The 15,873-nt window shown below is 33.7% G+C and carries 13 protein-coding genes; all 13 read right to left on the reverse strand.

The window, feature by feature from the left end; all coding sequences use genetic code 11:
• The coding region (locus AB1422_08935) for a hypothetical protein (protein ID MEW6619442.1) at positions 1 to 1,362 on the reverse strand (1,362 nt) is incomplete at its 3' end.
• 265 nt (positions 1,363 to 1,627) lie between these two features.
• Positions 1,628 to 3,349, reverse strand: coding sequence for a sigma-54 dependent transcriptional regulator (locus AB1422_08940; protein ID MEW6619443.1), 1,722 nt, complete (start codon positions 3,347 to 3,349; stop codon positions 1,628 to 1,630).
• Between the two features lie 17 nt (positions 3,350 to 3,366).
• A complete protein-coding gene (locus AB1422_08945) occupies positions 3,367 to 3,747 on the reverse strand; it encodes a response regulator (protein ID MEW6619444.1) in 381 nt (126 codons plus the stop codon).
• Positions 3,748 to 3,770: 23 nt separating this feature from the next.
• Positions 3,771 to 4,763: a response regulator gene (locus AB1422_08950; GenBank protein ID MEW6619445.1), complete on the reverse strand. Its 993-nt coding sequence runs from the start codon at positions 4,761 to 4,763 to the stop codon at positions 3,771 to 3,773.
• Between the two features lie 23 nt (positions 4,764 to 4,786).
• Positions 4,787 to 5,674, reverse strand: a complete 888-nt coding sequence (locus AB1422_08955; protein MEW6619446.1) for a restriction endonuclease — start codon at positions 5,672 to 5,674, stop codon at positions 4,787 to 4,789.
• Positions 5,671 to 7,272 (reverse strand): response regulator, encoded by a 1,602-nt coding sequence (locus AB1422_08960; GenBank protein ID MEW6619447.1) that lies wholly within the window; start codon positions 7,270 to 7,272, stop codon positions 5,671 to 5,673. Before AB1422_08960 ends, AB1422_08955 begins: the two co-directional genes overlap by 4 nt.
• 15 nt (positions 7,273 to 7,287) lie before the next feature.
• Positions 7,288 to 10,134, reverse strand: a complete 2,847-nt coding sequence (locus AB1422_08965) for an ATP-binding protein (GenBank protein ID MEW6619448.1) — start codon at positions 10,132 to 10,134, stop codon at positions 7,288 to 7,290.
• A gap of 2 nt (positions 10,135 to 10,136) precedes the next feature.
• The gene (locus AB1422_08970) at positions 10,137 to 12,200 is read right to left on the reverse strand and encodes an RNase adapter RapZ (protein MEW6619449.1); all 2,064 of its coding nucleotides are present in this window, start codon (positions 12,198 to 12,200) and stop codon (positions 10,137 to 10,139) included.
• A 337-nt stretch (positions 12,201 to 12,537) separates the two neighbouring features.
• Complete coding sequence (locus AB1422_08975) at positions 12,538 to 13,293, reverse strand: transposase (GenBank protein MEW6619450.1); 756 nt, start codon at positions 13,291 to 13,293, stop codon at positions 12,538 to 12,540.
• Positions 13,294 to 13,308: 15 nt separating this feature from the next.
• Complete coding sequence (locus tag AB1422_08980; protein ID MEW6619451.1) at positions 13,309 to 13,710, reverse strand: hypothetical protein; 402 nt, start codon at positions 13,708 to 13,710, stop codon at positions 13,309 to 13,311.
• 11 nt (positions 13,711 to 13,721) lie between these two features.
• Positions 13,722 to 14,039 (reverse strand): hypothetical protein, encoded by a 318-nt coding sequence (locus AB1422_08985; protein ID MEW6619452.1) that lies wholly within the window; start codon positions 14,037 to 14,039, stop codon positions 13,722 to 13,724.
• Positions 14,032 to 14,412, reverse strand: a complete 381-nt coding sequence (locus tag AB1422_08990; GenBank protein MEW6619453.1) for a hypothetical protein — start codon at positions 14,410 to 14,412, stop codon at positions 14,032 to 14,034. Before AB1422_08990 ends, AB1422_08985 begins: the two co-directional genes overlap by 8 nt.
• A gap of 244 nt (positions 14,413 to 14,656) precedes the next feature.
• Positions 14,657 to 15,727 (reverse strand): hypothetical protein, encoded by a 1,071-nt coding sequence (locus AB1422_08995; protein MEW6619454.1) that lies wholly within the window; start codon positions 15,725 to 15,727, stop codon positions 14,657 to 14,659.
• Positions 15,728 to 15,873 lie beyond the last annotated feature (146 nt).

The raw sequence follows: 15,873 nt of genomic DNA on the forward strand, positions 1-15,873 counted from the left end.
TAGGGAAACACCGATATTACTTAAATTCATAATTGCTACTTGAAAACTCACATTTTTTTCTCCTTGAGTAACTACATCAGGAAAAACAGAATTGTTTATTTCTTGTAGTAATGGAGGATTTTCTACTGTTCTAATGGTAGTCTGAGTACTTCTGATACCGATAACAGCAAATTTGATTGTCCAGGTACCAGGGTTTTCATCATAATAATAAAAGTCTATCGTACTGGTACCGTCAGGTATTGTAAGAGTGGTTACAGAACCTCCTTCTGGGGTTAATCGAAATTCATAAGGATGATCTGGAGTAGAATATGGAGTAATGATTAGTGAATCCTGGGTTATAGGATTATTAAATTCATCCTGTCGCTCGAGTCTAAATACCTCTGAGACACTTCCCGCAACCGCAAATTGAGGTGCCAAAAGAAGGACTAAATGCTTTTCAGACGGGGTTAAAATACAGCCGTGTAGAGATATGGTTGTTTGGGTGTCGGAAGTAGCTAAATACAACTGGCTATTGTAAGTTCCAGGGGATTGTCCCACCGGATAATCTAACCATAGGTATAGGGTTTGTGTTGCCCCTTGTTCTGAAGTAGCGGGATAAGTGTGTATAGTTTGATAAGTAGGCGTGACGGTATTCTGAAGACTACTCGTATTGGTTAAGGCATAACCTAACGGGCCAGGCAAGGATATAGTGCCACCATTTTCACCAATAAAATCCTCTGCCTTAATTTGTAAGATATAGTTGCTGTTAGAAATAATATTGAGATTAATAGGAGAAGTAAGCGGATTATCATTTGTATCGGCAAAAGAAGAGGTAAAAAAGGCATCCTGGCTATCAATGTTTATCTCGCTGTAATAGGCGTTACTAATATTTATTTCACCTGATACATCCTGGGATTGGTTTGTATAACATACGACCACTTTAATCTTCCAATCAGAATTTTGTTGATACCTTGCTATTTTGCCTGGAGTAAAAACTAATTTCAAAGTTCCTGTCCCGGTAGTAGAAGTAGCAATTTTACAATTATCTTTATCAATAGTCCAGATAGAACTTAATGGACCAACTAATTTCCAGCCGTCATTTTTACTCCATTGATAAGTAGCGTGGTCAATTGGGGTATCTGTTCCTTTTTCTGAATTTGTTGTTCTATCCCAGATATAGAAATTAACTCCATAGATAACATCAGATTCATCAAAGAACTGGACCAAAAGTGTCATTTCATCATTTGGAGTCATTTGTGAAGTAGAAGTAGTAGTTTGGCCGTTATCATCTTCAAAAAGTGTTACTGTTCCTACTTGCGGGATATAAGCCTCGCTGAGATTACAAGTCAGGATTAAAAATCCTATTAAAATAATATATCTCATCAATATTATTTATACCATAATTATTTCTAATTGTCAATCAAAGAAACAAAAATGGGTGCGTGTAAAATTTGTAGGTAAAGTGTAAAAAAGGGGTTAGGGGAATAGTGGAGATATAGAAATGGCGTTCCTTCTTTTATTTTCGGCATAACTAATAATTTTCTTTATCTCTTTTTTCTTTTCTTTTTGATAACTTATTTAGTCTCTCTCCTTTTTTAAAAAAAGATGGGGAAGTTCTGTATGGGGCTCTTTAGATATTCATTTATGTTCACATATTTTTGCTTTTACTTTCCTTTTTGATGTTCTGCAGACGCTGGATGGTTTTTTGAAGGTCATCAATAGATATATCCAGTTTATCAGCTAATTTTTCCTGGTTTTTTTCATACCTGGTAAGTTTTTCTTCAATAAACTTGAGGATTCTATTTTGCTTACTAAGTGCCACTCTTAGATGCTCAGCTGATACCCCCCAACTTTCTGCCAATGCCTCAATATTTCCATGATGACCAGCCAGAGAGATAAATATGTGCTCCTTCTCTTGCTCAAAGTACTTATGCACTGTAGCATGGGAAATCTGTAGTCTTTTGCTTACCTGCTCCAAATTACCTCCTTTTTCTATATAGGTTTGGAGAAATTTAGAGCATGGAGATTGTATTTTGGAGATTATAGGTTGAGGTGCTTTTGTAAGACTTGATTTATCAATGGGAGTTAATAGTAGCTTTTCAGAAGCAATAAAGTTCTTTATCTCATCTATGGTTATTATATTATTACTCCGAAAATATACTGCCCGTTCAAGGATATGTTCCAGCTGTCTAACATTACCAGGATAATCAAACCCTTTCAGATATTCTATAGCCTTATCTTCAAGAGATAACTCTTCTTTTTCCTCAATGCCAAATTTATGGATAAAGTGCCTTGCCAGATTTGGGATATCCTCAAGTCTTTCTCGAAGAGACGGGATATGAATTGGTATAACATTAAGTCTATAATACAAATCCTCTCTAAAAAAGCCTTCTTTTACTGCTTTTGCCAAATCCTTATTCGTAGCGGCAATTATCCTAACATCAATTGGAATTGGGTTAGGTGAGCCAAGGCGTTGAATTACCTTTTCCTGAATAGCTCTGAGTAACTTAGTTTGAATTTCTCCTGAAATCTCACCAATCTCATCTATAAATAGAGTAGTTCCATCTGCCTTTTCAAAATAGCCCACTTCATCCTTTATAGCACCAGTATATGCTCCTTTATTATGTCCAAATAATGCTGATTCAATTAGATTTGATGAAAGGGCAGGGATAGATACTTCAATCATAAGGTTATTTTTACGAGGACTATTATAGTGAATAGCCGCCGCAATCATACCTTTTCCTGTTCCAGTTTCGCCTGTGAGTAATATTACTGGTTCGTATTTCTTCTGGCTAATTTTCTCAATAGTTTCATAGATATTACGCATTGAAGAACTATTTCCTACTAAATTACCAAGATGATATTCGATTCCTTCAGCCTTTCTTAATTCATCAAAATTATATCGTTTCCTTTGGCGTTCTACAGAATATTGAGTTTGACTTGAAAGTCGTAATTGAATCTTTTTATCCTTTACTTTCTCCAATGCGTTCCTGATAGCAGTCTGTAATCTTGTTGGGTCATCACTCATTCTATCTTTAAGGATATAGTCGAATGCCCCTTTTTTCATCGCCTTAGTAGCATCATCTGCCCCTACTCCTACACCTGTAAGGACAATTACTTGAATCATAGAATCAAATTCTTTAATTTTCTCCAATAATCTAAATCCAATCTCTTCTGTGGCAAACCCTCCTTTTTCATGGGGTAACCGCAAGTCTAAAATAACCACTTCTGGTTGTAACTTAAGGTTTTCAATTACTTCCTTTCCACTTGCCGCCTCATATACGGTATAATCTGATTTTAACTTTTTTACCACAAAGTGGCGAAAGGTTTCTTCATCTTCTACTACCAAAATGACATTACTTTTTGCCATTTTTTTATCCCCTTCTTTCAAGATTTTTTAAGGCATTTCTCAATAATATCAAGTACCTTTTCAAAAACTCCAAGAGTATCTTTCAGCAGACATTCAAAAGCACCTTTCCTCTTAGCATCTTCATAATCAAACTCCTTTGAACTCAAAATAATTACCTGAATTTTAGGATTAGTTTTCTTGATTTTTTCTAATACCTCAAATCCCATATCAGTTTCCACCACTCCTCCTTGCTCTTCAGGAAATTCCATATCTAATATGACTACATCAGGATTAGTTTTAAGTTCTTCAATTGCCTCTTTTGCAGTCATAGCACTGCGTACTTCATATAACGGACTTATCTTTTCTTTCAAAAGATGACGGTACTCTTTTCTATCTTCCACAATAAGAATTTTAGCCATTCTTTTATTCCACTCCTTTCTATTTAAGGTTTATATGAAAATGCTATGATTTTATCCTCGGGTAATTCCGTAGCATCAGAAAATTTATCCTTCCTTTTAATTATATCTCGTGTAGATTTAGAAATCAGTATCCCGTTTGTATCTGCGTTTTTTTGTAAATGTCCAGTGATATGGAGTACTTCTCCAAATGCCTTTTTTTCTTCCGAACTTAATATTACCTTCCCCGTATGAATCCCTATTCTAAAATTAAACTCCTCTTTTAATCTGTTCCTTTCCTTATTAAACCTACCTCTTCCCTCCAAAATACTAATTCCTGCATCTATTGCCTCATTTGGGTCTTCAAAATAACACATTCCTTCGTCTCCAACTGAATTTAAAATCTCTCCCTTATGTTTAAGAACTGTCTCCTTAACATACTCATGATACTCATTTAACGAATAGATAATATTGATGTCTTTTCTTTCGTGATTTTTTTCTTCTCTCAGCATCTTTGTTGATTTAACCAGGTCAATGTCAAGGAATGTATATGTCTTAGTAAATTCTTTTCTAATGATGTTATCTAATTCAAGTATCCTTTTGATTATTTCTATTAATGATAATGATTTTTCTGGTAAAATTTTTTGCCTTTTTAATAATGCCTTTTTTATCTCATCGATTAACTCTTGAGAATTTACCTCATCTTTTAAGAAATAGCTTACTGCTCCTTTATTAAAAGCCCGCCGAATAAACTTTCCATCATCCACTGTTCCACTAATCATTATTATTTGAATATTAGGTTCAAATTCTAATACTATCTCTAATAAATCACCGCCAATTATCTCTGCCATACCCCCGATTCGCCATGGTAGCCCTACATCCAGGATAATCACATCTGGCTTCAGGAGCATAATTCTTTTAAGCAATTCTATGCCTGTTCCCGCTTCAAATACTTCATAATTTGGTTTGAGCCACTTAACTATTCTTTTACGATAGTGATTATCATCATCAACCACTAAAATGATATTCTTTTCACCCATTTCTATCCTTATTCTTTTTCTTTCTAAATAAGATTTCTTTTCTTCATAAAAAATTCTCTATCTTGTTCTGATGTCCAACATTTCCCAATGTATTCTTTTAGTAATATTACCCGATTATCTGCTGATACAAATTCTTTTATTCTATAATCATCCATTAATACAATGCTAATTTTATTCTCCCTTATGAGAACATCTTTAATATCGCTGGTAAAACCACTTGGAGAAATGTAAAGTGCAACATTACACGATTCAAATCTAATATTCTCACTAATCTTACGAATAAATGCCCTCATCATTTCTGAATCCACTTTTTCTGACAGATTCTTACATTCAACAGGAATATTATATCCTACTCTCTGCCAGAATCCAAACCCAATCTCATTATTAATAAGAATATCTATTTCTGCAGCCGGTGGTCTTACATTTTTCCTTGCCGAAAAGCCATCAATACCGTTGAAAATATACTCCATAAGACTTTCTAAAATAGCACCTTTTTTGTTATTGTTATCTATTTCATTTAAACTTAGGCAAAATTCTATGAGTAACAAAATAAATTCTAACGGTGACTTTTCTTTTCTTAACTGGAAATAAGGACTAATTTTCCCGAGAGGTTCTTTATAAATCTCTGTTTCTGTCCCGGTATAAATAATTATTTCTACATTTGGTCTGGTTTGTTTAATCTTTTCAAAGTAGTGCTCATCTATAACTTTTTCTATTCCATTTTTAAATTCCTTAAGTTTAAGGTCGGTAATAAGCAATTTGATATTGTCGGATGTCAATTTATCTATTACTTCCTCCTCAGAAGTGACTAAGATAGGAGTATAATTTCTTTTGCTCAATTCATCTTCTAAAAACTTTAAAGATATTTCATCATTGCATGCTATCAGAATATTCGGTTTTTGATTGTTCATGATAAATTATTTCCTGCCTTAATAGGTAATTCAATAGGTAATTCAACACTAATCTTAGAACCTTCTCCTATTTTAGTCCACTCCACAAATATATCCCCTTTGTGTTTCTTCATAATGGTTTTACAAGATGATAGTCCCAAACCCATCCCTGTTTCCTTTTTAGATGTGACAAATAAATCAAAAATTTTCTCCCTCTCATCCTCTCTAATTCCACAACCATTATCTTCAAAAGATATAAAAATCTTCCTCTTATCCTCAGCAATAGATACGGTTATTCTAAGTATTCCTTCTTGTATATTTTTTATCTTTATGGCATCAATAGCATTTGAAATTAAATTACTAAAGACCATACCTATTTTCCCCTTATCAATATTAATCTCAATATCTTCTTTTGTAGGAATATCAGGCAATTTCGGAGGCTTTATCTTATTTTCGCTCATTTTTCCCCAATATTGGGTTAAGGCTTCTTCAAGGAGTTCATTTATAGTATTTATCCTGCAAGGTAATAAATTAAGTTCCCTTCTTCCTTTAGTGTAATTTCTTAACTCATCAACTATCATTTTTAATCTTTCTTTAATTCTTGTAATCTCTTGTAAGTTCTTTGTTTTAATATACTCTTCAAGAGGCATTATCAGGGGACTAATTTCATGAACTATTCCTCCACTTAATTTACCTAATTCTGCCTCTGTTTCTAATCTTTTTACTTCTCTAACTGATTCAATATATTGAACGAAAATGGCAAGATGAGTGGCAATCTTTTGGATAAAAGGGATATCTTCCCTTAAGACTTCATGCTCTTTGGTCGTATAGATATTTATAAATCCTATAAGTTTATTTCCTACTTTCAGGGGGATTAAAAGAAGAGTTTGACTTTCCTTAATAAGTTTTAACTCTTTGGACAAGGGATATAAAGGGTCACCTATTTTAATATCTCTTATCATCTTTATTTTTCCATCCTGGAGCAGCTTTAAATCAGATGATTTTAATTCTATCGACTTTTCTATCACATCTTTCTCTTTTTTTTCAGATACTTTTAAGCAAGATTTGATTATTGCTTTACTATCTCTTATAAGGAGAAGAACTCCTCCATCACATTTAAATAAGTGTTCCAACTTATTTATTAGATGTAATACTTCTTCCAATCCTAACTCTTCTGTAACAAACTTCTCTGTAATAAGAAATAGATTTTCTAATTCTATAATCTTACGGTCTAATTCTGCCTTCATCGCATGGTATTGAAATGCCTTTTCTATAACAACCCGAAGAGCCTCATTACTAAAAGGTTTTGTAATGTAATTAAAAGCTCCATCCTTCATTGCCTTAACTGCTGTGGAGATATTATTTACAGCCGTTAACATTATCACTTCCATCTCTGGTGCAAATTTCTTTATCTCAGATAAAACCCTCATCCCTTCATCAGATGTATCCATAATTATATCCAGAAGTATCACTTGTGGTCCTTTATCTTTAGCTAATCTTATACCTTCTTCTCCATTAGGAGCTAATAATACCATATATCCTTCTTCTTCTAATGTTCTTTTCAACATATAGCGATGATTTTCATCATCTTCAATAACTAATAACTTTTTCTCCTTCATCTTTTTCACTCTCCTTTAAACTGGTAATTTGATGGTAAATGTTGTCCCTTCACCTTCCTTACTATCTACTTTAATGTTTCCTTTATGCTCTTTAATAATCCCACGACATATCCATAACCCTAATCCCTTACCTTTATGGCTCCCTCTGGTAAAGAATGGGTTGAAGATTTGATTAATATCTTTCTCGGGAATTCCCCCACCCGTATCTGATATTTCCACCTTTACAAAATCATCTGTTGGAGGAAAAGTTTTTACCTCTAAACTACCTCCCTTTGACATAGACTGAATAGCATTTTTGATGATATTTATAAACACCTGCCCCAATTGTAATTGGTCAGCATTGACAGGAGGTAAATCTGGAGCTAAAACTATACTCGGAGTAATTGAATATTGGTGTAACTCTTGTTTTAACTGTCCTAATGCATCATTTATGATGGTATTAATATCAATTGGTCTAAGATGAGGTGCTGATATTTTTGCCTCTTGTAAGCCATCAATCACCATTTGTGCTTGGTCAGTAGCCAGTTGTATCCTTCTTAAATCTTCATTTTGTGGCTCTTTTTTAAGCAATAATCCACTTAGTCCTTTAATAGTGCTTAATGGATTGCTAATCTCATGTGCCGCCCTATCAGCTAATTCACCAATTGAGATTAATCTTTCAGATTCTAATCGTTCCATCTCTCTCTTTAATCTTTCCTCATATATCTTATTATATTTCTGGTTTACCTTTTCAACCATCTCTTCCTCATTAACTACCATACCAATTTGCTCTCCAACAATTGATAAGAATTCCATATCATCATTGTCAAAAGAGTTGGGTATAACACTTTGGACTGCTAATACCCCAACGGTATTCCCCTCAAATTCTGAAGGCACTGCTAATTCCTCTCCATTTCCATTTATTTTAGAAATTTTGTGTGATTTTCTCTCCCTCCCAACTATTCCAATGACTCCATCTCCTAATTTATATTCACTTGCCTGTGACCAATTTATATCAGATTTTATCTTTAATCTTCCGTCTTTGAGTTCAAAAAAGGCACATTCAGCCACATTAATTCCTTCAAATACCTTTTTTACAATTTGGGACAAAATGGTTGAAAATTCCTTATCAGAAGATATTATTTTTGAGATTTCATTTAATATATGTAGTTGTTCACAGATAGTCTTATGTTTAATCATAAGGGTTATTTGCTCGGTTAAAAAAGAGATGAAATTTCTATCTGTTTCACTTATTGGAGAGTTTGAGTTATAGACAGCTAATATACCAAGAGATTTATTTTCATTTACTAAAGGAATTGCCAATACTGAACCTTTCTCTCCAAACTGAAGTTTAAGAAAAGAATCTGTTTTTGCATCTTCTTCTATATCAGGATTAAAATAGTCCTGCCCTTCTAATATAACCTCAACAAGATGTGGTTTTCTTTCTATTTTCTGTGTAAGATCAATCCAAAATTTATCTTTAGAGATTTGATTTTCAGAGTCAACTATCTGGTCACATTTAAGTTTTCCTTCCTTTCTATCTATCAAATATAAATAACTCCTTTCAAAATTGAAGTATTTTACAATTGCCTCTAATATATTCTTCAATATTGTATCAAGAGGAAGTTTATTTAACATTGAGATAGTAACGTTAGTGATTAGACCTACCTGCATTTGAGAAATTCTTGCCACATTCTTTAACTCATCTTGCTTCATATTGTCATAATAATCCTTAAAATCTATGGATGCCTTTCCATATTCTTTTTTTCTAATGTAAATTCGAGCAAAGTACTCTTTAGTGAAATGTCTCTTTAAAATATCCTTATAAAGAGGAGTTCTTATTTTAATCTTATTACCATCTCTGATAATTATTCCCGATAACTCAAGTTTTCTAAAACTTGCATCCCATTGACCAACAATATAGATATCTTCTTTGTCATAGAGCAAAGTTTCTAATATCTTCAATAATTCTAAGTCTTTCTCCAAATCCCGTTCAATTTTTAAAGTTAGGAAAGTAAAAGTTTCATCTTCATCCATTCCTATTTGCTCAACAGATTCTTTAAATTCTTCCATGGTTATATGTTCTATTCCTTGTTTTAGCTTTCGTTGGGCTGTATCAAATAAGATATAACATATTTTTTGAACTAAGTAAGGGTGCCCTTTTGTTATCTCATAAAGTCTATTAACACAATCTGGAGTTATCTTAATTCCAAATATCTCAAGTTGTTGAATAAACACTAATACTTCTTCCTTTCGAAAATCCCGTAGGATTATTGGTTTGGCTATATTAAAAGGAGAAGTTTTATCATCTTGTCCTATTGTTAGCTCAAATAAATCTACTGTTCCTGAAATTAAAATATTAATCTTTGAATAACTTGGATTTATAGTAGATTCATTATATATTGTCCTTAAAACCAATAGCAATTCTCTGGCTATTTCTTTAGGTAAAATCTCTATCCCATCAAGTAAAAATAATATCTTAGAATCTATCTTTGATGCAATATTTTCAAGGAAATATCTAAAGAGACTTGCATTTCTTATGATTGTTCCTCCAGTCATCCCACCCAGTCCTTTTTTTCGGACATGAAAAATAATATACTGGGCTAAATGTTGGTAGAAGGTTTCTAAGTTATAATCTTTAATCTTTTCAAAATTAATATAAATGGAATAATAATGAAGGTGGTTGTCTTTATTAATTTCGCCCATCAGTTGGTAAATAAATGTTGTCTTACCTGTATGATTAGGGGCTAATAGACTAAAGTAATTTCCCCTTTTTAGACCAATTATTACATCATCTATTTCTGCCTTTCTAATAATGGACACTGCCTTATCTTTCTCCTGGTCAAGCGCTCTATCATAGACAAATGGATTTATCTTTTCCATGATTATATTATCCCCTCCTTTAGACTTTCTTTTAATATATATTTTCTCTCTATATTATTTTTTATTATTGTTGGAAGTCTATCGAATAAAAAGGAATATTCTTTTCCATTCTTATCCAATACTCCTAATAGAATGAGATTATCCATATCTTTATCCACCTCATCAATTTTAATAACTATTCCTTCGTTCTTCAGGGTATGGTGAATTGTCTCAAAAGAAATAGGTGGTTTCATATTGATAATATTAAAAATGATACTCCGCTTCAGGTTATCTTTATCAAAGGTTGGCAAAAATATGTTAAGGAGATCCCTCTCAAAATTAGAATCCATATAAATTCTATTAATTAAACTATCCGAGACAATCCTATTATTACTCTTTGACAAACTTTCAATCAATTTCTCACAAAAAGCCTGGATACAACTTGGATGAAGTGATACTAAATTAAGAATTTTATCGATATTTTTTATAGGGTCTATAAAGCTTACGCCAAGGTTTCCCATTGGTTCTCGAATTAAATTCTCTCCACCTGGTTTGTCTAAGACAGAAAGATGAATAGATTTAGTAAAGTGATAAAGAGGTGAATCTATATCTTTAGTTTGAAAATATAGCACCTTAAATCCAGCCATAATACATCTACAATAACCGTTAAATGCTAAATCCCTGAGGGCTGAGATGAGTAAATATCCATTCTTTTTATCTATATCAATAAGATTGTCAATCTCATCCAGCAAAAAGATAACCCTTTCATTTTTAACACTGAAATACCTAAAAAATGATAACATATCCTTTATTTCCTCCGTTGGGATTTCTAACCGGTGACATACTAATGAGAAGAAGTCTTCATAATCTCTACAAATACTGCAGTCAATAAAGATAACCTTACTATCTCCATTCTTTTCCATCTCTTTCTTTACTTTTAATAGTAAGGATGTTTTACCCATCCTTCGTCCTCCAACAATGGTATAATTTACACCTTTATTCTCCATAAGTTCTTTGATTTCTTTTTGTCTGCCATAGAAATTTTTTGTAGGACCAAGTGAACAATATGGAGATACCTGACGCAAACCTATCTGCTCAACTATACATTTGATAAAGGCTTTCTTAGAATCATAGGCAGAAAATACCTTTTTTAAATCCTCCTTATTTAGTACCACAAGTTGATAAGCAGAATTTTTTACCCATTGCTTAAGTTTTGTAGAATCTTTATCGGCTATGATAAAAGATATATCATTTTGAACCTTTTCTCTTCTGATAATATTTTCTATATTCGAAATAATATCCTTATTTATTTCTGGCACTACCATAAATAGAGAATCCTCCTTCTTCATTTTAATTCTCATCCTTTCTATGTCAATCTTAAAATAGATTATTTGTTGTGCAGAAACTTGTTTTTTAATCTCAAATCCTACAAATTTCGCCAAATTACCTAATAAGTTAGATAATCTCTCACCATCTCCAGTTTCAATTGATTCTAAACTATCAAGAATTGGAGATATAATCCTTCGCCGCTCGTCACTCAATAGTACCTCAGGAAGAATATTATCCTTTCCTATACCTGAAATAGTCATTTTTGCTTCTTTTCTGTTGTCAACCACACATTTTTCTAAAATCAACCTAATGTCTTGTAAAGTAAATTCCGAGGTATCTATGACTAAATTCGCCTCTTTTCTTAATCCTTCTAAATATCTCCGTTCAATTTTAATATTCTCTAATAGTCCTCTCCGTCTTCCCCATGGATGTGGTCTTCCTGTCTTTTCATATCGATGTTTAATTACCTCATCAGAAGCATCTAAGAATATAAGTTTATAATCAATACCTATTTCAGATAGTTTCTTTAGATTAGAAAATACTCCATTTGAAAGTCCTACTTCTCCTGTATCAAGTACAAGACAATAGGATTTTCTCTTACTTTTACCGTTAATACAAGTTCTTACAAATTCTGGTAGTAGAGAGGGAGGTAAATTCACTACATGATGATATTCCATATCCTTAAAACATTTTGCCGCTTCGCCTTTACCTGCACCAGAAATACCGGCAATAATAACAAATTTAATCATTTTAGCCATTTCATTTGTCACCCCCCTATCATCTTATTTAATATTTCTTAATAAATTTCCCTTTTGTCTTAAAAGAGTAGCAAATTTTATGCCAGGGTAGCAGTAAATTTAGTTTTCATCCCAATAGAGTAAAACAATACATACATTTTTAATCTTATCACTTATCCATGACCAAAATTTCCTATCCGTCCTTTACTATACAAATTTCAACTTTCTGCATATACATTTTACCAAAGATTGTATAAAAAAGCAAGTTGTTTTTCAACTGAGCTGATAAATCGAAAGTAAAAATTTACGGATTGGGAGTAAAGAGTGGATTTGTAAAAAATATGACCGATTAAGTAATCTATCTATTCTCTTTGGGGTGAAGCAGGGCAAGAATTTCTTTTATCGTCTGTCCGTGGGCCTCCGCAGATTCAAGAATGTTTACGATACGGTTTCTCTCTGCCTCTTTAACTAAATTTCCATATTGCCTCGTGGTAAATAAACCAAGTCCCCCTTTTGGTGTATATACAACTATACTTAACCCTCCTAATCCAGTCGCCCATTTTCCTGAAAGTCTATACCTCTGATCCTGCCAGGCATCAGGATGTCTCATCTTCATAATATGTTCCGAGTTGTAAAGCATTAACGCAAAAGTAATCCGTGCATTTATCGTATTAAATTTACGACCTGCAAGCCTCTCAATTTTCCATCGCTGGTTAAGTTCCCTAAACCCCTGATTCTCAATTATCCATCTTGAACGATAATAATTCCTTATTTTAAAAGGGTTCTTTATCGTAGGTAAAGAAGTGATATACTGAACTGGACGACGGATACTGCTATCCTCATTATGAAGAGAATTCCCTTTTATGTCCCTCTCATCCGAAACAACTGCATTAGTTAACCCTATTTGATTGCCCTTTTCATCATAAAGAGGGATACCTTCAATCCCTGTTGATCTAACCTTTATCTCGCCAAATTGGCTGTGTTCCTCCCTCCTCCATATCCACTTAACATCCCCTCCTTCTATACACATCTCTATATATTTAACTACCTCAAGCCTTTCATCTCTGGCTCTGGTTACATAATCTATTCCAAAATCCCTCTTTAATCCTGTCAAATATTCAGCCCCCCACTATCCTCTATCCATGGCTAACACATCCATCCACTCTCTCAATGGTGCAATCTCCTGGTTAAGACGCAAAAGCATCTCACGAAGCATTACCTTCTCACTGGTCTGAAGCGGTACCAGAGAAAAACCAACTATCCGTTCACGATTAGCCGTTATATTCAACAACAACACCAATTTGTATCCCCTCTTACTTCCTACTTGCCCAATGTTCTCATACTTCTTCCCATAGGGAATAATTATCTCCATAGCATCTGCAAGGTATACCTTACCACGAATCCAACGTCGTTCCCTCAATAGACGAACATGCTTTGTAAAATTATGCAAAACATTTGAAACTCCAATCCTTGCAAGATGATTAGACAGTATCTCAGGATCAATAACCAATTTACCTCTCTTTTTTGCCAACTCTACATCCTCTACATTAAAAATCCAGCAACTAACATCAATCGTGCATCGGATAATACCTTCCCACACTGACTGATTGCTTCTATATCTGCTAATTCGCGAAGGATTTCTATACTATTAAGAACTCGGGGAGATTTGCCATTTTCCTTCTTCAACTCTGTAGGCTGCATACTTACCATCGTTTCCCATAACCCACTCCTCACCAAAAATTCTATCCAAAAATCATTCTCCCCATAACCTGATAAAACCGCCTCATACTCCTCCTTTTCCACTATTGCTTTCTCACAAACAGAATTGTTGTGAAACCAAACCTTATACCCTTTATCCATCTTTTTCCTCCTCCCTAAAGGGTTCTTTAGATTGTGCCTTTCCTAATTCCCTGAACAATTCCCTAACTTCATTACTTATCTTCCACCACTTTGTAAGATATCTATTGAATTCGCACCACTGGGAAGTTTCCTTCTTCATCCGTAGCAATTCTTGTTTTTTGACATATTTCAATTTGGTTTTCCCAGATATCTTGCCTGATAAATAATAAGCAGAAGAACTTCTCTTCTTTGCTGATGTTCCAAGTCTACGTTTAATCAAACATACCATTATCATCTCTCTGTGTCTTAAAAGAGCTTTTTCCATATCTTGTTTCTCTTCAAGTTTTCTGGAAATTTTCTGTCTTATTTGATTTGCCATTTGCCTATCTTTCATAGTATCAGTATTATATATTACTGATACTTGTCAAGAAAAAAATACAGATAGGATAAAAATTTTTTGCCCTATCTGTAACTATTGATATTTATTGATGTTACAGAACTTTCGATTTATCAGTCATTTTTGGGAGAAGGGAACTGCATCGTTCCAGTCCCCTTCCCCCAAACCTCTGTCCTCTGCGATACGCCTTGACAGCCGTGATAATTGGGTGGTAGGGGATCGCTTTGCTCCCTTTTTTTTATTATATTACGGCTGTTGAATCTTTGGTTATAGGATTATTAAATTCATCCTGTCGCTCGAGTCTAAATACCTCTGAGACAGTCCCCGCAACCGCAAATTGAGGTGCCAAAAGAAGGACTAAATGCTTTTCAGACGGGGTTAAAATACAGCCGTGTAGAGATATGGTTGTTTGCGTGTCGGAAGTAGCTAAATACGACTGGCTATTGTAAGTTCCAGGGGATTGTCCCACCGGATAATCTAACCATAGGTATAGGGTTTGTGTTGCCCCTTGTTCTGAAGTAGCGGGATAAGTGCCCATAGTTTGATAAGTAGGCGTGACGGTATTCTGAAGACTACTCGTATTGGTTAAGGCATAACCTAACGGGCCAGGCAAGGATATAGTGCCACCATTTTCACCAATAAAATCCTCTGCCTTAATCTGTAAGATATAGTTGCTGTTAGAAATAATATTGAGATTAATAGGAGAAGTAAGCGGATTATCATTTGTATCGGCAAAAGAAGAGGTAAAAAAGGCATCCTGGCTATCAATGTTTATCTCGCTGTAATAGGCGTTACTAATATTTATTTCACCTGATACATCCTGGGATTGGTTTGTATAACATACGACCACTTTAATCTTCCAATCAGAATTTTGTTGATACCTTGCTATTTTGCCTGGAGTAAAAACTAATTTCAAAGTTCCTGTCCCGGTAGTAGAAGTAGCAATTTTACAATTATCTTTATCAATAGTCCAGGTAGAACTTAATGGACCAACTAATTTCCAGCCGTCATTTTTACTCCATTGATAAGTAGCGTGGTCGATTGAGGTATCTGTTCCTTTTTCTGAATTTGTTGTTCCATCCCAGATATAGAAATTAACTCCATAGATAACATCAAATTCATCAAAGACCTGGACCAAAAGTGTCATTTCATCATTTGGAGTCATTTGTGAAGTAGAAGTAGTAGTTTGGCCGTTATCATCTTCAAAAAGTGTTACTGTTCCTACTTGCGGAATATAAGCCTCGCTGAGATTATAAGTCAGGATTAAAAATCCTATTAAAATAATCTGGAGTTTCGTGAATTTATTCATCATGGTTTAACCATAACCTTGGAATATAAATTCCAAATTTCAAATAACAAATTCCAAATAAATTCCAAGCACCAAATTCCAAAACCTATTGCTTTATCAATTTTGTTAAAGGGAGTTGAATATTTTGCTCAATAATGTCAGATTTAGGT

This window comes from bacterium (assembly GCA_040757115.1).
Taxonomy (GTDB): Bacteria; UBA9089; CG2-30-40-21; order CG2-30-40-21; family SBAY01; genus JBFLXS01.